Origin of the sequence: Methylobacterium sp. Leaf85, from assembly GCF_001422125.1 — a bacterium.
Classification (GTDB): domain Bacteria; phylum Pseudomonadota; class Alphaproteobacteria; order Rhizobiales; family Beijerinckiaceae; genus Methylobacterium; species Methylobacterium bullatum.
Map to the genome: position 1 here is coordinate 180748 of NZ_LMME01000012.1, position 19878 is coordinate 200625.

Genomic DNA, 19878 nt, shown 5'->3' on the forward strand with positions numbered 1-19878 from the left:
GAATGAGCGGGACCGTATCACCACCACGATGTACCGCGTCCCAATTCGCCGACGTCGAGATGGTGGGCGATGGAGGCGCCGATATCCGCGAAGGTTTCCCTACGCCCGAGTGACCGGGCGGAAAGACCGGGACCGAAGGCCAGGACCGGTACCTGCTCGCGGGTATGCTCCGTCCCCGGCCAGGTCGGGTCGTTGCCATGGTCGGCAGTGACGATGCAGACATCGCCCTCCGCGAGCACCGCATGGATCTCCGGCACGCGCGCATCGAAGCGCTCCAGCTCGGCGGCGTAGCCGGGCACATCGCGGCGGTGGCCGTATTCCGTGTCGAAATCGACCAGGTTCAGGAAGACCAGCCCGCCCTCGGGGAGGGTGCGGAACGCGGCCAGCGCCGCATCGAGGCAGGCAATGTTGCCGGCGGCCTTGATCTCGCGGCCCGTGGCGCGGTGGGCGAAGATGTCACCGATCTTGCCGACGCTGACCACGACGCGTCCCCGCTCGCTCAGGCGGTCGAGGAGGGTTTCGCCCGGCGGCTGCGTGGCGAAATCCTTTCGGTTCGCGGTGCGCCGGAAACCGGTCTCCTCGGAACCGAGGAAGGGGCGGGCGATGACCCGGCCGATGCGGTAGGGATCGCAGATCTCGCGGGCGGTCCGACAGAGCTCGTAGAGCCGGTCCAGCCCGAACGTTTCCTCGTGGGCGGCGATCTGGAAGACGCTGTCGGCCGAGGTGTAGCAGATCGGCTTGCCCGTCCGGACATGCTCTGCCCCGAGACGCTCGACGATGGGGATGCCCGCGGCGTGGCAATCGCCGAGGATACCGGAGAGTCCGCCCCGTTCGATCAGCGTTTGGGTGAGCGCAGTGGGGAAGGCCGGCACCCTGTCGGGAAAGTAGCCCCATTCCTCGGTGACGGGGGCGCCCGCGATCTCCCAATGACCGGAGGGCGTGTCCTTGCCGGGCGCGGTCTCGGTGGCATGGCCGTAGGCCCCAACGACCGGACCGGATGGATCGAGACCGGGCGGGATGCGGCCACTCGCCCCCTCGGCGGCGAGACCGAGGCCGAGACGCGTCAGGTTCGGCAGAGCGAGGGGGCCGCCTCGCAGGCCCTCGCGATCGCCCACACCGGCGGTGCAGGCTTCCGCGATATGGCCGAGCGTGTCCGAGCCCTCGTCGCCGTAGCGGGCAGCGTCCGGCCCTCCGCCGATGCCGACCGAATCGAGGACGATGAGAAAGACGCGCGCCATGGGTCCCGTCGTGTTCAGGCCGGGACCACGTCTTCGGTGGTGGCGCTGTTGAGATCGAAGGCGGCAGCGAACAGGGCCTTCGTGTATTCGGTCTGCGGCCGGGCGAAGATGGCCTCCGCCGGGCCTTCCTCCACGACCTTGCCGTTCTGCATCACCAGCACGTAGTTCGCCAACGCGCGCACGACCTTGAGGTCGTGACTGATGAAGAGGTAGGCGAGCTTGCGCTCTTTCTGCAGGTCGCGGAGCAGGGTGACGATCTGCGCCTGAACCGACCGGTCGAGGGCCGAGGTCGGCTCGTCGAGGACGACGAAGCGGGGTTTCAGCACCATGGCGCGGGCGATGGCGATGCGCTGGCGCTGGCCGCCGGAGAACTCGTGCGGATAACGATCCATCGTCGCCGGATCGAGACCGACATCGGTGAGCGCCTTGGCGACCACGGCGCGACGCTCTGCCCGCGACTTCACCGCCCCCTGTACCACGAGGCCCTCGGCGACGATGTCGGCCACCGTCATGCGCGGCGAGAGCGAGCCGTAGGGATCCTGGAAAACCACCTGCATGTCGCGGCGGAACGGTCGCATCGGTCCGGGGCCGAGCCCGGCGATGGACTGGCCGAGGAAGACGATAGGGCCCTCGCTGCCGGTGAGGCGCAGCAGGGCGAGCCCCAGAGTGGTCTTGCCCGATCCGGATTCCCCGACGATCCCGATCGTCTCCCCCTCGCGCACGGCGAGGGACACACCATCCACCGCTTTCACGTGGAAAGTGGTGCGCCGGAGAAGCCCCTCGCGGACCGGGAACCACACCTTGAGCGGACCGGCTTCGAGCAGGCGCGGAGCGTCGTCCGCAACCGGGTTCGCACGCCCCTTCGGCTCCGAGGCGAGCAGGCGCTGGGTATATTCGTGTTTGGGCTTGGCGAAGATCTCGTCGACCGGCCCCGCTTCGACGATGCGGCCGGCGAGCATCACGCAGACCCGCGAGGCGATGCGCTGCACGATGCCGAGATCGTGGGTGATGAACAGCATCGACATGCCGAGACGCTTCTGTAGGTCGGCGAGCAATGTCAGGATCTGCGCCTGCACGGTGACGTCGAGGGCGGTGGTCGGCTCGTCCGCCACCAGCAGGTCCGGCTCGCAGGCGAGCGCCATGGCGATCATGACGCGCTGGCGCTGCCCCCCAGACAGTTCGTGCGGATAGGCGCCCATGCGCCGCTCGGCGTCGCGGACGCCGACGAGTTCGAGCAATTCGAGGATACGGGCACGGGCCTTGCGGCCGGACAGGCCGCGATGAATCTCCAGAACCTCGCCGATCTGCCGCTGGATCGTGTGCAGCGGATTGAGCGAGGTCATCGGCTCCTGGAACACCATGGTGATGTCGGCACCGCGGATCTTGCGCAGCTCCGGCTCCGGCAAGGCCAGAATGTCCCGTCCCTTGAACAGGATGCGACCGCCGGGATGGACGGCGCTGCCATCGAGGAGACGCAGGATCGACAGGGCCGTCACCGACTTGCCCGACCCGGACTCGCCGACCAGGGCCACGGTCTCACCCTTGTGAATCGTGAAGCTCACGCGATCCACCGCCAGCGTCTCACGCTCACGCGAGCGAAAGGCGACCGACAGGTCTTGGACGTCGAGCAGCGTGTCAGTCATCGAGGGAAGGGCACCGGGTCCGCGGATTGGGGAAGCCGAGGTTCTTATAGCGCGGCGCGATGAGATCGGCGAACGGCGATTGATCCGGCGCCAGACCGCATTACAAACGCCCCGTGACATCCCTCCGCAGCCTGATCCTCGCCTGTTGTCTCCTCGCCGCCGCGCCGGCCTCGGCCGAGGTGGCGACGGAGACCGTGGAGCAGGCGCTCTGCCGCCTGATCGAGGATTCAGCCAGGGTGCGCGGCCTGCCCGTGCCGTTCCTGACACGGCTGATCTGGCGGGAAAGCAGTTTTCGCGTCACGGCCGTGAGTCCGGTGGGCGCGCAGGGTGTTGCGCAGTTCATGCCGGGAACGGCACGCGAGCGCGGGCTGACCGACCCGTTCGATCCCGAACAGGCGATCCCGCACGCCGCCCATCTCCTCGCCGATCTCAATCGCCAGTTCGGAAATCTCGGCCTCGCGGCCGCGGCCTATAACGGCGGCGCGGGCCGGGTCTCGGGCTGGCTCGCCGGAACGGGCGGCCTGCCCGCCGAGACGCGCGCCTATGTCATGGCGATCACCGGTGCACCGGCCGAGGATTGGCGCGGGGGCGCGGCCGTCAACGGTGCCGAGGGGGAGGCAGAAGCCCCCAAGAAGGAATCATCGAAGGCGGAAGCGCCGAAGACCTGCCTGCAGGTCACCGCTGCGTTGCGGATACCCTCACGCGGCGATCGCTTCGCCCTCGGCGGCAACGAGGGGCCGGCCGCCCCTTGGGGCATTCAGCTCGCCGGGAATTTCTCGAAATCCCTCGCCCTCCAGAGCTTCTCCCGCACCCGGAAACTCTATGCCGGCGTGATCGGCGAGGTGCGGCCGATGATCATCGGGACGCGCCTGCGCAGTCGCGGCACGCGCGCCTTCTACCGGGTCCGCATCCCGGCCGAGAGCCGGGCGGCGGGCGATATCTTGTGCGGCCGCATCCGCAAGGTCGGGGGCGCCTGCATCGTGCTGCGTACCTGAATCCGAAAAACCCTTTTTCCGGTCATGAATCCGCCGTGCGGCACGTGTCATTCGGGTCTTCGTTTCCCCGTTTGAGAGATGCATGACCCGCGCTTTCGCCGCCTTCGCCACTCTCGCCTGCCTCGCACTGGCCGCCTTCGGGGTCACGGCCTGTTCGCCCCTCGCCCTCTTCGATGCCATCGGCCCACGCGACCAGGGCGGCAGGCTCGCCCAGAAGAGCGCCGCCTTCGGCACCCATCCGCGGCAGCGCCTCGATGTCTTCACGCCCGTCGGCGGCGCGGCGGATGCGACGGTCCTGGTCTTCTTCTATGGCGGCTCGTGGAAATCGGGCGCGAAGGACGATTACGAATTCGTCGGTCAGGCCCTGGCGGCCCAGGGTTTCGTCACCGTCATCCCCGATTACCGGGTCTATCCGGAAGTCCGGTTCCCCGACTTCCTCGATGACGGCGCCGCCGCCATCGCCTGGGTTCGCGACAACATCGCCGAATATGGCGGCGACCCACGCCGCATCGTCCTCGCGGGCCATTCGGCCGGGGCCTACAATGCCATGATGCTCGGCCTCGATCCGCGCTACCTGCGCAAGGCGGGGGTCGACCCGAAGGTGATCCGGGCCGTGGCCGGTCTGTCCGGCCCCTATGACTTCCATCCTTTCGACCAGGACACCTCGCGCGACGTGTTCGGACAGGCCCCCGATCCGGCGGCGACGCAGCCGATCACCTTCGCCGGTCCTCATTCGCCCCCAGCCTTCCTCGCCAGCGGAGACAACGACACCATCGTGCGCCCGCAGAACACCCAGAGCCTCGCGGCGCGATTGCGCGCGGTGCGCGTGCCGGTGCAGGAGCGGATCTATCCCGGTCTCGATCATGCCGACACGCTTCTGGCCCTCTCAGTCACCTTCCGTTCGAAGGCGCCGGAACTGTCGGAAATGACGACATTCCTCAAGCAATATGCCGGCACTCAGCAGCACGTTCGCTCGGTCTCGCGGTGGGACCGTTAGGCGAGCGCCGGATGACAGGGGGACAAGCCATGCGCGACGACGACATGGACCGGCCGAAGCGCACGGTCTCCCATACGATCGGCGAGAACCTCGACACTCTCTCCCTCGACGAGATCGCCGAGCGGATCGCCCTGCTGCGTGCCGAGATCGAGCGCCTGGAATCGGCCCGAACGGGCAAGAAGACCGCCCTGGACCGGGCATCCTCGATTTTCAAACTATAGGCGCGGAAGCTCCGGGCGGGGCCGCGCCCTCCCGCCTCATGGCATCCTCTTCCGCCCCCAGCCGGGCGATGTCATCGGCCACGACCGCCTCGAGTCCACGCGCAATCTTCAGCACCCGCGTCGGCTCGCCGACCCGCATCACCAGGACGATGGTCTCGCGATCGGCGCAGCCGGGCTCGCCACAGGCGATTTCGTTGACGGCAAGGACGTCATCCTCGCCGAGCCCGAGACCCAGGCGAAGCTCGCCTTTCAGCCTCGCCGCATCGGCAGAGCGTGCGGCCGAGCGAGCGCGGGCATCCTTCAAAGAAAGAAACGCCATCAGGCGGCGGCACGCTGCCAGGCGGGAAACGGATCGGGCAGGGCGCGGTACGGCGCCGGATCGAACCGCGTCACATCCTCGGAACCGACCAGGCAGGCATCGAGTGCGGCGGTGATCGCTTCCTCGTCGAGACCCGTCCCGATGAAGACGAGTTCCTGGCGGCGGTCGCCCCAGGGCTCGCTCCAGTTCCGGGACAGGTGAATACGCCACTCCGTATCCTCCGGCCAGCGCGCCTTCGGCACGCAGGCCCACCATGCCCCCATCGGTGAAACCCGCGCGATGGAACCCGCGAGGGAGAATTCGCCGACCCAGTCCGGGCGCGTCGCCAGCCAGAAATGCCCCTTCGCGCGGATGAGGCCCGGCCATGTCGCCTTGGTGAAAGCGTCGAACGCCTCGGGGGCGAAGGGACGGCGGGCGCGGTAGACGAAGGAGCCGATTCCGTATTCCTCGGTTTCGGGGACATGCTCGGGGGCGCCGTAGAGCTCCTTGAACCAGAGCGGGTGCTCCTGCGCCTTCTCTTCGCTGAACAGGCCGGTATCCAGAACCCGATCGAGCGCGACGCGGCCATGGGAAGCCTCGACGATGTGGGCATCGGCATTGAGCCCGCGTATCACCGAGCGGACCAGAGCGAGCTGATCCGCCCCGACATCACCCGCCTTGTTGACGACGACCACATCGGCGAACTCGATCTGCTCCACGAGAAGGTCGACGAGGGTCCTGGCATCCTCCTCTCCCGCGGTCTGGCCCCGGTCGCGCAGGAACGCCGTCGAACCGTAATCGCGCAGGAGACTCACCGCGTCGGCCACGGTGACCATGGTGTCGAGGCGAGCGACGTCGCTCAGCGCAGCCCCGTCTTCGTCGCGGAAGGAGAAGGTGCTCGCCACCGGCAGCGGCTCGGCGATGCCCGTGCCTTCGATCAGGAGGTAATCGAACCGCCCTTCCTCCGCGAGCGTCCGGACTTCGGCCAGGAGGTCGTCCCGCAGCGTGCAGCAGATGCAGCCATTGGTCATCTCCACCAGGCGTTCGTCGGTGCGAGAGAGGTTGGCGCTGCCCTCGCGGATGAAGGCGGCGTCGATATTCACCTCACTCATGTCGTTGACGATCACGGCGACGCGTCGCCCCTCGCGGTTGTTGAGAATGTGGTTCAACAGCGTCGTCTTGCCGGCACCGAGAAAGCCGGAAAGGACGGTGACGGGGAGACGGTGATCGCGCTGGCTCATCAGATATCCACAATGCAATGTAATACCATTACATTTTGTAGGATCGTGCCTGTCAATCGCCGTTCGAAAATCTCTGTCCACGGGTAGACAGAGGAGGGTCGAAAAGCGCGCTCCGCGTGTTAGGGGAGGGCCATCCCGGCAGAGTCGCGGCAAAGGTGCAGCCGCTGGCCGGCGATCGCCCGAGGATGGAATCCAGTGCGACCCTGGCGAGAAGGACCGGGAGACCGGCGAAGCTACCATCACGGCAACCTCAAAGAGGCGCTGATCGAAGCGGCGCGCCGGTTCATCGCCGAACGTGGGGTGGGCGGTTTCACCCTGGTAGATGCGGCACGCCTCGTCGGCGTGACACCGGCCGCGCTCTATCGCCATTTCCGGGGTCGCGAAGCTCTGCTGGAGGAGGTGGCCGGCCGTGGCTTCACCGACCTCGCCGAGCGTCTGGCACGCTCCCTCACCTCACGCGGAACACCACTGGAGCGCTTCACCCGAATGGGGGAGGCCTATCTTGCCTTCGCGGAGGAAGAGCCCGGCTATTATGCCGCCATCTTCGAGACGCGTGGCGCCCCGATGACGGCGGAGCAAGCAGCCTCCGACGTCCCGCCGAGGCCCAGCCCCTTCGACCTTCTGCTCGAAGCGCTGAAATCGACGTTTCCGGATGGCTTCGGCGGAGTCGAGCCTCGTTTCGTCGCCCTGGAAGTCTGGGCCCTCTCGCACGGGCTCGCCACGCTCTCGGCCTCCGGCCATCTGCCGAAGGGGCCGGGCATGCCAGACAAATACGAGCTGTTACGCGCCGGCGTGCTGGCCCTCGTCCATGGCGCGGGTCGTCCCCGACACTCGGCCTGACACTCTCTGAGAACGACCCTTGAAACCACCACGTCGCGTTCGCAAGTAAATGTGGTTCACATTAACATCGGAGCTGTGAGCCGTGAGCTTTTCCTCGACCTCTCCCTGGGCCACCGGCAAAGCCTGCCGCAGCGGTCCGTTTCCCCGCCGCTCTTTCGAGATCGGCGCCGTCGTCGTCGCGTTCTTCTACTGGTGGCCGCTGGCGGCGGCCTACATCGCCTGGAAGGTGGCGGGTTACCCGGCATTGTCCGAACTGCGCGGCATGATCGGCCGTGGGTCCGATTGGCAGGCGGGCATGCGCAAATCGCGCTTCGCTCAGGCGTTCGAGGCCGCGGATCTGCGCGGCACCGGTAACCTCGCCTTCGACGATTACCGCCGCGCCGAACTCGACCGGCTCAATGCCCAGCGCAAGGCGCTGCAGGAGGAGAGCCGTGCCTTCGCCGAGTTTGTGGAAGAACTGAAGCGCGCCAAGGACCGCGAGCAGTTCGACGCCTTCATGGCCAAGCGTAATACGAGCGGCCCGACGCAGAACGTCTGATCGATACCCCATCCGGGGTCACGGAGGGCTTCCGGCAGCAATGCCGGGAGCCCTTTTTCGTTCGTCCAGTGGCCCGATCAATCCTGCAGTTTCTTCAGGTGATGCAGGGCAATGAAATGCAGGCAGAAGCCGAGGATCAGCGCCGTCACGCTCACCGCACCCGGCTCGGTCTGGAAGAACCGCAGCGAGACGCTCCACGCCTCGGCGCGGGACAGGCGGTGGTCATACCCCTCGTAGAGCCGCATCCCCGGCAGGAAGAAGCCGACCATCACCAGGGACGCCCCGAGCGTGTTGAGAAACGTCGCGCGATAGCGGACCCTGTCGTTCCGGGCGGACTTGCTCATGGGCGTGCTGTTTCGGATAAGTTTCATCGACGATCCGGACCACCCTGTTTGCCTCGCTCCGACGACCGGGACGCGCCCCCACCGCGTCATGGCCGCGCTTCTTTATCGGATTTTCATGCCCCGGGGGGCCATAAGGGCGGGAGTTCAAAAGAGCGTGGGGTCGGTCCGGTGCCGCTCGTGGCACGGTGGGCCGCTTCTCGGGGGAGTGAAGGCGATGGCGAATACGGACGTTACCGGCGCGGAGATCCGCGCGACGGTCACGGTGGTCGACCATCCCCTGGTCCAGCACAAGTTGACCCTGCTCCGACAGAAGGAGCGCTCGACCAAGGGCTTCCGCCAGATCCTCAACGAGATCGGGATGCTCCTCGCCTATGAGGTCACCCGCGACCTTCCCCTGGAGCGGGTGACCATCGAAACGCCGATCCAGGCGATGGAAGCGCCGCAGATCGCGGGCAAGAAGCTGGTTCTCGCCCCGATCCTGCGCGCGGGCGTCGGCTTTCTCGACGGCATGCTCTCGCTGGTGCCCTCCGCGCGCGTCGCCCATGTCGGGCTCTATCGCGACCCCGAGACGCTTGAGGCGGTGGAATACTATTTCAAGGCACCGTCCGACCTCGCCGACCGCACCGTCCTCGTCCTCGACCCTATGCTCGCCACGGCCAATTCGGCCATCGCCGCCATCGACCTCCTGAAGCAGCGCGGCGCGCGCGACCTGCGCTTCGTCTGCCTTCTCGCCGCGCCGGAAGGCGTCGCCAAGCTCCAGGCGAGGCATCCCGACGTGCCGGTCTGGACCGCCTCCATCGACAGCCACCTCAACGACCACGGCTATATCGTGCCCGGCCTCGGGGATGCCGGCGACCGGATGTACGGCACCCGTTGAGACAGTCCTCGCTTACCAACTGCGCCCTTGCCAACCCGCCCTCCGGCCGCACATGACGGGTCACGCCAACCGGAGATGTGATGCGATGACGTCAAGCCCAGACCTGCCAGAGACCATGCGCCAGATCCGGTTCGCGGGAGCAGGTGGGCCGGACGTCCTGAGGCTCGAGACGGTGCCGCTGCCCCAGCCCGGTTCCGGCCAGGTGCTCATCGAAGTGGTCGCGGCCGGCGTGAACCGGCCCGACATCCAGCAACGCGAAGGCAAATATCCGCCGCCGAAGGGCGCCACCGAAATCCCGGGCCTCGAAGTCGCCGGCCGGATCGCGGCCCTCGGCGAGGGGGCTGAGGGCTTCGCCATCGGCGACGAGGTCTGCGCCCTCACCATCAGCGGCGGATATGCCGAATTCGCCGTGGCCGAGACCGGACAATGCCTGCCACGCCCGGCTCCGCTCTCGCTGATCGAGGCCGCCGGACTGCCGGAGACCTATTTCACCGTTTACAGCAACGTTATCGAGCGCGGACGCCTGAAGCCGGGCGAAAGCTTCCTCGTCCATGGCGGATCGAGCGGCATCGGTTCTACGGCGATCCAGATGGCGAAGCTGCACGGCGCGCGGGTCTTCGCCACCGCCGGCTCGACCGAGAAATGCACGTTCTGCAAGGAGCTCGGCGCCGACGAGGCGATCAATTACCGCGAGACGGATTTTGCCGAGGAGATCAAGCGCCTCACCGAGGGCAAGGGCGTCGACGTCATCCTCGACATGGTGGGCGCGCCCTACCTCGCCCGCAACCTCGCCTCCCTGGCGATCGAGGGACGCCTCGTGCAGATCGCCTTCATGCGAGGCTACAAGGTCGAGAGCTTCAGCATGACGCCGATCATGATGAAGCGGCTCACATTTACCGGTGCGACCCTGCGGGCGCGTCCCAAAGCGGAGAAGGCGGCCATCGCCGAGGGACTGCGTCGGGACATCTGGCCACTCCTCGCCGACGGCCGGATGAAGCCGATCATCCACGCCACCTTCCCTTTGGAGAAGGCGTCCGAGGCCCATGCGCTCATGGAGTCGAGCGTGCATCTCGGCAAGATCATGCTGAAGACCGGGCGCTGAAGCAGGACTTCACCTCGATAGCGGTGCGGCTTTTCCGTCAGATGCCACCGCCAGGGCGGATCGCGTCGGAACAGGGAGCTCGGCCGTCGCGTTCAACTCACCAGATGGGACATCAATGTCTCAGGTTGAACATGACGGCCGCACTCGGCCGAGCTCCGAAAGGTTTTCCATGGCAGAACGACTCGACGGCCAGAACGCACGTCAAGGCAAGAAGGGCAAGCCGGTCCTCTACGTCCTGATCGGCAGCCTCGTCCTCCTCGCCATCGCGATCACCGGTCTGATGACTTGGCAGGGTGCAAATTCCCCGAAGGACTACGCGTCGCAGAGCCAGGACGCCTCCCGCGCTCAAGTCACCGGTTCCGTGAATGGAGCCGGAAACGGAGCGTCGTCCGCGAACACCGGCAACGTTCCCGCCGGTAACCCGGCCTACCCGGCGCCGGCCCAGCCGTCGGCTAACGGTGGCCAGAAATAGGCCAGACGTCATGTCGGTTCTAACGACCGGCAACGACGACAGCGCGCTACGGCATTGCGGCGGACTTAACCGCTTCGAAGCCGTAGCGTTTTTTATTGAGAAGCGTCGTTGATCTGGCGAGATCCATCGCAAGATGTCTTCGCCCGATGAGCCACGACCCTCACTCGGGGCCTGAGCTTTCACGGACTGCCGTCTCTCAGCGGGTCGGAACCGGGACTTCGCCGCGATAATCGTAGAAGCCGCGCTTCGTCTTCCGGCCGAGCCAGCCGGCTTCGACATATTTCACCAGAAGCGGGCAGGGGCGGTACTTCGAATCCGCCAGCCCTTCGTAGAGCACCTGCATCACCGAGAGGCAGGTATCGAGACCGATGAAATCGGCCAGCTGCAGCGGGCCCATCGGATGGTTGGCGCCGAGCTTCATCGCGGTGTCGATGGCCTCCACGGAGCCGACGCCCTCGTAGAGCGTATAGATCGCCTCGTTGATCATCGGCAGCAGGATGCGGTTGACGATGAAGGCCGGGAAATCCTCCGACATGGTGGAGGTCTTGCCGAGCTTGGCGATGAAGGCCTTGGCGGAGACGTAAGTCGGGTCCGCCGTGGCGATGCCCCGGATCAGCTCCACGAGCTGCATGACCGGAACCGGATTCATGAAATGGATGCCGATGAACCGCTCCGGCCGGTCGGTCGCGGCTGCGAGGCGCGTGATCGAGATCGACGACGTGTTGGTCGCCACGATGGCATCAGGGTTCAGCGACGGGCACAGGGCGGTGAAGATCTGGCGCTTGGTCGCCTCGTCTTCCGTCGCCGCCTCGATGACGAGATCGCAGGGGGCGAGGTCGTCGTAGCTTTCGGCGGCGAGGATACGGGCAACGCCACTGCGCCTCTGCTCATCGGTGATCGTGCCTTTGGAGACCTGACGTGCCAGATTGCCGTCGATCGTCGCGAGCCCGCTATGGATGCGGGCGGTGTCACGGTCGTTCAGCCGCACGTCCAACCCGGCCATGGCGCAGACATGGGCGATGCCGCTTCCCATCTGGCCGGCGCCGATGATTCCGACGGTCTTGATCTCGATGGCCATCGCTTGAACTCGCACCCCTGAGGCGCGGCCGGTTCGGCCGCAGAACGCCCGCCTAGCGATCGAGGCGTTGGCACCGCAATTGAAATGCGGCGCACAAAATTCCTAGATCATTTTCTCGCTGAGGTGCAGCCCGGGCAAGCGCTTAAATGGGAAAAGAACTCCGCCGCGGATGCCCGCGGCGAAGTCCTGTCGTGGTTCAGGGACCCGGGATCAGCCCTTGGCTTTGGCGATCTCGGCCTGAAGCTCGGGGACGATCTGGAACAGGTCGCCGACGAGGCCGTAATCCGCCACCTGGAAGATCGGCGCGTCCTCGTCCTTGTTGATGGCGACGATGACCTTCGAATCCTTCATTCCGGCCAGATGCTGGATCGCGCCGGAGATGCCCACTGCCACGTAGAGGTCCGGTGCCACGACCTTGCCGGTCTGGCCGACCTGCCAGTCGTTCGGGGCGTAGCCCGCATCCACGGCGGCGCGCGAGGCACCCACCGCCGCGCCGAGGGCATCAGCCAGTGGCTCGATGAGCTCCTTGAACTTGTCCGAGGAGCCGAGCGAGCGGCCGCCCGAGACGATGATCTTGGCAGCGGCCAGTTCGGGCCGGTCGGACTGGGCGATCTCCTCGCCTTTGAAGGTCGACTTGGAGGAAGCCGGCGCGCTCGCCGAGACCGGCTCCACCGGGGCCGTCGATTCCCCGGCGGCAGCGGCCTTGAACGCCGCCATGCGGACCGTGATGACCTTCTTGCCCTCGGCGGCCTGGACGGTCTGGATCGCGTTGCCTGCATAGATCGGCCGGTCGAACGTGTCGGGCGAGATCACGCTCATGATGTCCGAGATCTGCGCCACGTCGAGGAGGGCGGCCACGCGCGGCAGCACGTTCTTGCCTGTGGTGGAGGCGGCGGCGATGATCACGTCGTAATCGCCCGCGAGCGAGACGATCAGCGCGGCCGTCGGCTCGGCCAGGGCGTGGTCGTAGGCGGCGTCTTCGGCCAGCAGCACCTTGTCGACACCGTCGAGAGCGGCGGCGGCGTCCGCTGCGGGACGGCTTCCGGCCCCGGCCACCAGGGCGTGGATCGGTCCGCCGATTTCCTTGGCGGCGGAGAGTGCCTTCAGGCTGGCGTCGCGCACGGCGCCGTTATCGTGCTCGATGAGGAGGAGAATGGCCATGCTATGCGTCGAACCTCATTGCGGTGCGGCCTGGCATCCGTCGCGGCGTCGCGCCGGTCTGCGGCCGAAGGGAGGGATTGTGGGCCGGCATCGGCCATCCTGCGACGGCCGATGCGCGAGCGCGAAGCTCAGATGACCGAGGCTTCGCCCTTCAGCTTCTGGACGAGTTCGGCCGCGGAGCCGACCTTGATGCCCGCCTTGCGTCCGGCCGGCTCGACGGTCTTCAGCACCTTGACACGCGGCGTCACATCGACGCCGAGGGCATCGGGGCTGAGCTCCTCGAGAGGCTTCTTCTTCGCCTTCATGATGTTGGGCAGCGACGCGTAACGCGGCTCGTTCAGGCGCAGATCCGTGGTCACAATCGCCGGCAGGGCGAGGGTGACGGTCTGCAGGCCGCCATCGACCTCACGGGTGACGTCGATCGAACCCTCGCCGAACTCGAGCTTGAAGGCGAAGGTGCCCTGTGGCCAGTCGAGCAGGGCGGCCAGCATCTGTCCGGTCTGGTTGGAATCGTCGTCGATGGCCTGCTTGCCGAGGATGACGAGGCCGGGGGCCTCCTTCTCGACGATTGCCTTCAGGATCTTGGCCACCGCCAGCGGCTCCACGAGACCGTCGGTCTTCACCAGGATCGCCCGGTCGGCACCCATGGCCAGAGCCGTGCGCAACGTCTCCTGCGCCTGTTGCGGGCCGATGGACACGGCGACGATCTCGGTCGCCTTGCCCTTTTCCTTGAGACGGATCGCCTCTTCGACGGCGATCTCGTCGAAGGGATTCATCGACATCTTGACGTTGGCGAGTTCGACACCCGAACCATCGGCCTTGACGCGGATCTTGACGTTGTAGTCGACGACCCGCTTGACGGGCACCAGAACCTTCATGGCGGTCACAATCCTCCAATGATTTTCTTGGCAAGGGCCGGCGCAGCGCGCGAGGGGCCTTCGACGCGGTCGAAGGTCCGGGCACCCTCTTGGAATGAAGCGGCGGACCGTAACGGGGGGATTTCAGACTTGTCAACGCGTGCGACAGTCTAGCCCCGCGTCGAACACATGCGAATCGTAATCCACGTTCGCTTGTATGCGGTCTACCAGATATCCCGCTTCAGCGGTTCTTGCCCGGAACCCAGAGCACGTCGTCGGCTCCATTGGCATTTGCCGTGCGGCTCGCCACGAAGAGGAAGTCCGACAGGCGGTTCAGGTATTGCAGCGCCTCCGGCGAGACGCGCTCGCCTTCCACGGCAGCGAGGGCCACCGTCAGGCGCTCGGCCCGGCGGCAGATCGTGCGGGCGAGATGGAGCGCGGCGGAGGCTGCCGAACCGCCGGGGAGCACGAAGGATTTCAGCGGCGACAGCTCGGCGTTGAGCAGGTCGATATCCGCCTCGATGCGCTTCACCTGGCTCGCGACGATACGCAGGGGCTCGTAAGCCGGCGGCTCGTCGCTTTCCGGGGTGGCGAGATCGGCACCGAGATCGAACAGGTCGTTCTGGATGCGGCCGAGCATGGCGTCGAGGACGATATCGGCATGGAGCCGGACGAGGCCGATGCAGGCATTGGTCTCGTCGACCGTCCCGTAGGCCTCGACCCGCAGATCCGCCTTGGAGCGACGTTCGCCATTGGCGAGCGCCGTGGAGCCCTTGTCGCCGGTTCGCGTGTAGATGCGGTTCAGGGTGACCAAGGGTTATCCGATCTCAGATCCAGGCGTCGGGCTTAGAACGTGTAACCGATCTTGCCGCCGAAATTCGTCAGGCCGCGATTCTCGTGGCACAGGCCGGCATTCGACATGTGCTCGACGGTGGCCATGATGCTCCAATGCTCGGTCAGACGATAGCCGAGCGCCGCGGCTTCGCGGAACAGCGGATTACAACCGAGGGAGTTGAAGCCGGCCGGTGCGTTGGCTTTCAGGCCGGTATAGCCGTTATGCGCGCCCGCGCCGAAGAATCCTTCGAGGAAGACCCGGTTGTTCAGGGTCTGCGGGAAGAGGTCCACCGTCCAGGTCAGGCCGATATAGGCGTAGCTGGTGCGGCCATCGAAGTTGTAGCTGCCACCCACGGTCGGGCGCGCCACGAAGGCCTGCCAGAACGGGTCGAGGCTCACGATTGGCTTGTAGAACAGGATCTCGCCGTTGATGGCGTTGGTGTTCTTCTCGGCGCTGCCGGGATCCTGGACGGCCCCGCCGATACGCACCTCGGAGACGATGCTCAGCGGCTGGACAGGCGTGACGTAGGCCGCGGCGGGAGGCGGCGATCCGAGATCGGCGGCCTGGGCGGAACACACGACAGGCAGGGCGAGAATGCCGGCGACCAGGCGAGAGCAGATGGCTTGCATCGATGACGGATCCAAAGTGAACGGAACCTTCCTACCACGCGGAAATACGCTGGCGGCAGTCCGACGGCTCAGTAATCCCGCCTCGTCATCGTGTTAGATCGCGTGTGAGGCCCGTCCGCCACACTCACCGAGATGTGATCGTGGCTCAGGCGGAGCGCCACCACACCACGCCCATGATGAAGACGATCGCCACAAACTGCAGCAATACGCGCAGACGCATGAGGCGTTGGGACGTGTTGGCGCTGCCGCCGCGCATCATGTTGACGAGGCCGAGCAACAGCACGACGGCCACGGCGAGACAGGCGACGAGGACGAGGGAGTTGGAGGACATGACGGCTCGGGCTCGGAACGCGGGGACGAAGCCCATATGGCTCCGATGCTACCCTAGCCCATAGGGCAGGGCATCGCACCCGATGAACGGATGCGCTCCTCAGTTTCGCCGGAGCAGTCGCTCGAAATAGTCGAGCTCTTCTCTCGGCCGGCTCGGATCGCCGAGCTTGCGGCGCAACTCCTCCATGATCCGGCGCGTGCGCTGGACCGCGGATTCGTCGGCGGTCGGAACCTTGCCACGGCCGTCGGAGAGGTCGCGGCCCTTCGTCGGACGGCCGAGCGGATCGTCGTCGCGATTGCCGGCCTGCCCCTGCTGACTGGGGTTCTCGCCGCCCTCCTGCTCGCCCTCGCCTTCACCCTCGCCCTGGGCCATCTCCTCCATCTGCTTCTGCATCCCGTCGGCCCCGCGCTTGAGGCCATCGAGGGCGCGGCCCTGAGCGTCGACGGCATCGCCTTCCTTGCCCTCGCCGAGGGCGCCTTCGGCGTCGCGCATCGCCTCCTCGGCGTCGGCGAGGCCTTCCTCGCCCTGCATCCCGAGCTCCTTCATCCGCTTCTGCAGATCCTCGAGCCGCTGGCGCAGGGCCTGCTGGCGTTCGCCGGCGCCGCCCTGGCCCTGCTCGCCTTTCTGGCCCTTCTGACCCTTTTGGCCTTGCTGCCCTTGCTCTCCGCCCTGCTGGCCCTGATCGCCATTCTGCTGCTGCCCCTGCTGGCCGCGCTGGGGCTTCTGGCCCTGCTTCTGCCCGGGCTGCTGGCCGCGCTTGTTCTGGCCGTCCTTGAAAGTCTCGTCGCGGAGCGCCTGCTGCTCGCGGGACATCTTGTCGAGTTCCTCGGCCTGCTTGCTCATCTCACGGCCATTCGGGTCGGATTTAGCTCCCGGCTCGGCTGTCTGAAGATTTTCGAGGATGCTGCGAAGCTCTTCGAGCAGGCGTTGCGCCTCGGCGGTGTCGCCGCGCTTCATCGCCTCTTCCATGTCCTTCAGCATCTTGTTCAGATCGTCCGGAGTGACGGTCTTGGCGTTCTGCTGCGACTTGCCCTTCTCGCCCTGCTGCTGAGGCTGCTTCTGCTGGCGCTCGGCCATCTGCTTCATGAACTTGTCGAGGGCCTGTTTCAGGTCCTCCGTCAGCTTCTTGATCTCCTCGTCCGGCGCGTTGCGCTCGATGGCGTCCTTCAGCTTGTCCTGTGCGGCGCGCAGGCTCTTCTCCGCGTCGGACAGATCGCCGTCCTCGATCTTGAGCGCCATCTCCCACAACAGGTCGGCGACCTCGACGAGGGCTCCGTCGGTCCGCGCAGCTTTGAGCCGGCGGGATGCGGTGCGCAGCCCGAGGAAGATCGACGGCTGCGGTGTGAACTGGTCCGGCGCGATCATCAGCGCGTCGAGGGCGGTCTGCACCCGGCGCCGACTTTCGTCGGGAGCGGTGACGAGGCGTCGGCGCTCTTCCGCTAAGGCGCGCGCCAGAGGCTCGCGGAACGGCCGCGCCGGCAACGTGATCTCCGCCGTCTCGGTCCGCCCCTCCTGGCCGGCCTCGTCCTTGACCACGAGGGTGAGGCGGACACGCGCGCCGGACCATGGGTTGTCGGTCAGATCCACCAGCGTCTTCGTGTCGGTGTCCCCGCTCACATCGGAAGGCAGGGCGAGTGGCATCTTCGGCACCGGAACCAGGGAGCGCGCGCCGGCCAGGGGCTCGATGATCCCGTCGGCCGAGGCAATGCCGTAATCGTCCTTGGCTCGGTAGGTCAGGTTGAAGGTACCGCGTGCATTCACCTCCAGGCCGCCGATACGCCTGACTTCCGGGGCGAGATCGGGGATGGTCTCGACGATGAGATGCTGCGTGGGCGCCGAGCCCGCGGCGATGACGAGATCGGCGGTGCCACCGACGAGCTGGAAGCGGTCCTCACGGAGGTCCGGACGCGCTTCCTTGCCAGGCATTGGCTTGAAACCGGCATTCGGGGTCAGCACGACATCGCCCTGACCGGCGATCCGGACGATCAGCGTCGCGTTCACCGGTGCGCGCAGGCGCTGCTCGGTGCCGTTCATGGTGACGACGAGGGGCGGAAGCCGGGTGTAGAGCGGCGGATCGATCCAGGCATCCACCCGAAAGCTCGGTGCAGGGCCGGCGGCCTCGTGCCAGTCGAAGGCGCTGCCGATGCGCTGGCGCCATTCCGGGCCGGCGACGAACAGGCTGGCGACCGCCGCCACGACGAGCCCCGCACGCAGGGCGAAGGGGTCTCGGCGCGGCATACCCGGACGCGGTAGGCCGACGTTCAATCGTGCCACCGCCTCGGCCGCACGGCGCTGGTGCAGGGCCCAGAGAGCCTGTGTCGCCGGATCTGTCGTCCCGACGGCGAGCGTATCCTCGATGGCGGAAGCGGGATTGTGGGACAGGCTGGAATTGCCCGCAGCGGCATCGCGGTCGAGCCGCGCGAGGGCATCCCGGCGGCTCGGGCGGGAAAGCCGGATCAAGGGAACCAGCGCGGCGAGGAGTGCGACGGCGAAAGCGGAAAGCCCCGAGATCCGCCAGATCGGTGGCAGATCGAGCCAGAGCCCCAGCCATGAGACCGCCAGGAAGGCGAGGATCACGGCGAGCCCCCGCCAGAGCAGGGGCCATGCCCGCTCCCACAGCCCGGCGGCCTGCGATCGCGACACGAGCCGATCGAGCCGGCTTCGCGCGGCCGGCGGCTTCGGGGTCGTCATCTGGGTCGCACCGGAGGTCGTCGCGTCGGCCTCGTCCATTCTGCTGGGCTCCCGAGGCGGTGAGTGCTCGCCGCATCCCGCGCTGTCAGCCTAGCATGGTGGCGGCGCACGGCGATCGGGTCAAATCGGCCCACCCGCATCGCGGGCGCGGCTATTCCGACCGCAGCCAGTCGGGCACGCGGTCGAGGCCGATGAGGTCGTCGTAGGTCTGACGCGGCCGGACGATGGCCGCGCGGTCGCCGCTCACCAGAACCTCGGCCACGAGGCGGCGCGTATTGTAGGTTCCGGCCTGGACAGCCCCGTAGGCGCCCGCCGTCATCACGGCGACAAGGTCGCCCGGTGCGACATCGGGAATATCGCGGCCCAGCGCGATGTAATCGCCGCTCTCGCAGACCGGTCCGACCACATCGGCGACGAGGCGTGGGGCGTCGGCACCGGGCTCGATGACCGGACGGAGGGCGTGGTAGGCCTCGTAAAGCGTCGGGCGGATGAGGTCGTTCATCGCCGCGTCGACGATGACGAAGGTACGGCCCTCGGTGCGCTTCACGTAGAGGACGCGGGTGACCAGGATGCCGGCATTGCCGGCGATCATGCGGCCGATCTCGAAGACAGGGCGCAGGCCGAGGGACCGATAGTGAGGGCGTAGGATCTCCGCCAGGGCGGCGGGCTCCGGGGGAGGGGCGTTGTCCTCGCGATAGGGAATGCCGAGGCCACCGCCGAAGTCGATGTGATGCAGGGGGTGACCCTGCGCCATCAGGCTGCGCGCCAGTTCCGCCAGCAGCCCGGCCGCATGGGCGAAGGGCGCGAGATCGGTGATCTGACTGCCGATATGCATGTCGACGCCGGACACCGCGATCCCCGGCAGGGACGCCGCGCGGGCATAGACATCGGCCGCGCGCCCGATGGGGATGCCGAACTTGTTCTCGGATTTTCCGGTGGAGATCTTGGCGTGGGTTCCGGCATCCACGTCCGGGTTGACCCGGACGGAGACCGGAGCGGTCGCGCCAAGAGAAGAGGCCACCTCGGACAGGGTTTCGAGCTCGGGCTCGCTCTCCACGTTGAAGCAGTAGATGCCGGCATGCAGCGCCGCCGCCATCTCCTCGCGGGTCTTGCCCACGCCGGAGAACACGATCCGCTGCGGATCGACGCCGGCGGCAAGGGCGCGGCGCAGCTCGCCCTCGGAGACGATGTCCATCCCCGCGCCGAGACGCGCCAGCGTGGTGAGCACCGCCTGGTTCGAATTCGCCTTCATCGCGTAGCAGACGAGGGCGTCGTCCCCGGCGAAGGCCTCGGCGAAGACGCGGTAATGCCGCTCGAGCGTCGCGGTGGAGTAGCAGTAGAACGGGGTACCGACCTCCGCGGCCAGGCCGGTCAGATCGACATCCTCGGCCGCCAGCAGGCCGTCGCGATAATGGAAATGGTGCATCGACGGGCCTTGGGACGCGGATCCTGAAACGCGGATCTGAAAAGGAGAGCGCGGCGGTCGGCCC

At 66.9% G+C, this 19878-nt stretch carries 21 protein-coding genes; 8 read left to right on the plus strand and 13 right to left on the minus strand.

Annotated elements, in window-relative coordinates; all coding sequences use genetic code 11:
* Positions 1–17: 17 nt before the first annotated feature.
* Positions 18–1238, minus strand: a complete 1221-nt coding sequence (locus ASF08_RS09580; protein ID WP_056144260.1) for a phosphopentomutase — start codon at positions 1236–1238, stop codon at positions 18–20.
* A 14-nt stretch (positions 1239–1252) separates the two neighbouring features.
* Positions 1253–2881, minus strand: coding sequence for an ABC transporter ATP-binding protein (locus tag ASF08_RS09585; protein ID WP_056144263.1), 1629 nt, complete (start codon positions 2879–2881; stop codon positions 1253–1255).
* A 113-nt stretch (positions 2882–2994) separates the two neighbouring features.
* On the opposite strand from ASF08_RS09585, the gene ASF08_RS09590 reads away from it, so the two are divergent.
* The 3 genes from ASF08_RS09590 (at position 2995) to ASF08_RS09600 (ending at position 5094) form a co-directional block, all read left to right on the plus strand.
* Positions 2995–3876, plus strand: a complete 882-nt coding sequence (locus ASF08_RS09590) for a lytic transglycosylase domain-containing protein (protein WP_156629525.1) — start codon at positions 2995–2997, stop codon at positions 3874–3876.
* Positions 3877–3958: 82 nt separating this feature from the next.
* Positions 3959–4873 (plus strand): alpha/beta hydrolase, encoded by a 915-nt coding sequence (locus ASF08_RS09595; RefSeq protein ID WP_056144266.1) that lies wholly within the window; start codon positions 3959–3961, stop codon positions 4871–4873.
* Between the two features lie 29 nt (positions 4874–4902).
* A complete protein-coding gene (locus ASF08_RS09600) occupies positions 4903–5094 on the plus strand; it encodes a DUF1192 domain-containing protein (protein ID WP_056144270.1) in 192 nt (63 codons plus the stop codon).
* On the opposite strand, the gene ASF08_RS09605 is transcribed toward ASF08_RS09600, so the two are convergent.
* Positions 5084–5413, minus strand: coding sequence for a hypothetical protein (locus ASF08_RS09605; protein ID WP_056144273.1), 330 nt, complete (start codon positions 5411–5413; stop codon positions 5084–5086). The genes ASF08_RS09600 and ASF08_RS09605 overlap by 11 nt on opposite strands.
* On the minus strand, positions 5413–6633 hold the full coding sequence (gene zigA / locus ASF08_RS09610) for a zinc metallochaperone GTPase ZigA (protein ID WP_056144276.1): 1221 nt from the start codon (positions 6631–6633) through the stop codon (positions 5413–5415). The genes ASF08_RS09605 and zigA overlap by 1 nt, the downstream gene beginning before the upstream one ends.
* Positions 6634–6828: 195 nt before the next feature.
* Here zigA and ASF08_RS09615 point away from each other — a divergent pair, with 195 nt between their 5' ends.
* Together ASF08_RS09615 and ASF08_RS09620 are read left to right on the plus strand one after the other, a co-directional pair.
* Complete coding sequence (locus ASF08_RS09615; RefSeq protein WP_018042655.1) at positions 6829–7473, plus strand: TetR/AcrR family transcriptional regulator; 645 nt, start codon at positions 6829–6831, stop codon at positions 7471–7473.
* 82 nt (positions 7474–7555) lie between these two features.
* Entirely contained in the window at positions 7556–8011 is a 456-nt protein-coding gene (locus ASF08_RS09620) for a DUF2852 domain-containing protein (protein WP_056144279.1), read from the plus strand.
* Between the two features lie 77 nt (positions 8012–8088).
* Here ASF08_RS09620 and ASF08_RS09625 read toward each other — a convergent pair whose 3' ends face one another.
* Positions 8089–8355, minus strand: a complete 267-nt coding sequence (locus ASF08_RS09625; RefSeq protein ID WP_018042657.1) for a hypothetical protein — start codon at positions 8353–8355, stop codon at positions 8089–8091.
* 214 nt (positions 8356–8569) lie between these two features.
* Between ASF08_RS09625 and upp the strand changes: the two genes are divergently transcribed.
* The 3 genes from upp (at position 8570) to ASF08_RS09640 (ending at position 10806) form a co-directional block, all read left to right on the plus strand.
* The gene (upp, locus tag ASF08_RS09630) at positions 8570–9232 is read left to right on the plus strand and encodes a uracil phosphoribosyltransferase (RefSeq protein WP_018042658.1); all 663 of its coding nucleotides are present in this window, start codon (positions 8570–8572) and stop codon (positions 9230–9232) included.
* An 85-nt stretch (positions 9233–9317) separates the two neighbouring features.
* Positions 9318–10334 (plus strand): NAD(P)H-quinone oxidoreductase, encoded by a 1017-nt coding sequence (locus ASF08_RS09635; RefSeq protein WP_056144282.1) that lies wholly within the window; start codon positions 9318–9320, stop codon positions 10332–10334.
* 169 nt (positions 10335–10503) lie between these two features.
* On the plus strand, positions 10504–10806 hold the full coding sequence (locus ASF08_RS09640; protein ID WP_056144286.1) for a hypothetical protein: 303 nt from the start codon (positions 10504–10506) through the stop codon (positions 10804–10806).
* Between the two features lie 196 nt (positions 10807–11002).
* Here the strand turns inward: ASF08_RS09640 and ASF08_RS09645 are convergent, their stop codons facing one another.
* The 8 genes from ASF08_RS09645 to lysA all read right to left on the minus strand — a co-directional run bounded on the left by ASF08_RS09645 (position 11003) and on the right by lysA (position 19814).
* Positions 11003–11884, minus strand: coding sequence for a 3-hydroxybutyryl-CoA dehydrogenase (locus ASF08_RS09645; protein WP_018042661.1), 882 nt, complete (start codon positions 11882–11884; stop codon positions 11003–11005).
* A 210-nt stretch (positions 11885–12094) separates the two neighbouring features.
* Positions 12095–13045: an electron transfer flavoprotein subunit alpha/FixB family protein gene (locus ASF08_RS09650; RefSeq protein ID WP_056144290.1), complete on the minus strand. Its 951-nt coding sequence runs from the start codon at positions 13043–13045 to the stop codon at positions 12095–12097.
* 128 nt (positions 13046–13173) lie between these two features.
* Positions 13174–13923, minus strand: coding sequence for an electron transfer flavoprotein subunit beta/FixA family protein (locus ASF08_RS09655; RefSeq protein WP_018042663.1), 750 nt, complete (start codon positions 13921–13923; stop codon positions 13174–13176).
* A gap of 220 nt (positions 13924–14143) precedes the next feature.
* Positions 14144–14716: a cob(I)yrinic acid a,c-diamide adenosyltransferase gene (locus ASF08_RS09660; RefSeq protein ID WP_018042664.1), complete on the minus strand. Its 573-nt coding sequence runs from the start codon at positions 14714–14716 to the stop codon at positions 14144–14146.
* A gap of 32 nt (positions 14717–14748) precedes the next feature.
* Positions 14749–15366 (minus strand): acyloxyacyl hydrolase, encoded by a 618-nt coding sequence (locus ASF08_RS09665; protein ID WP_018042665.1) that lies wholly within the window; start codon positions 15364–15366, stop codon positions 14749–14751.
* Positions 15367–15511: 145 nt separating this feature from the next.
* Positions 15512–15697, minus strand: coding sequence for a twin transmembrane helix small protein (locus ASF08_RS09670; RefSeq protein WP_018042666.1), 186 nt, complete (start codon positions 15695–15697; stop codon positions 15512–15514).
* Positions 15698–15796: 99 nt separating this feature from the next.
* Entirely contained in the window at positions 15797–18427 is a 2631-nt protein-coding gene (locus ASF08_RS09675; RefSeq protein WP_056144293.1) for a TIGR02302 family protein, read from the minus strand.
* 112 nt (positions 18428–18539) lie between these two features.
* Positions 18540–19814 (minus strand): diaminopimelate decarboxylase, encoded by a 1275-nt coding sequence (gene lysA, locus ASF08_RS09680; RefSeq protein WP_056144296.1) that lies wholly within the window; start codon positions 19812–19814, stop codon positions 18540–18542.
* Positions 19815–19878: the final 64 nt, after the last annotated feature.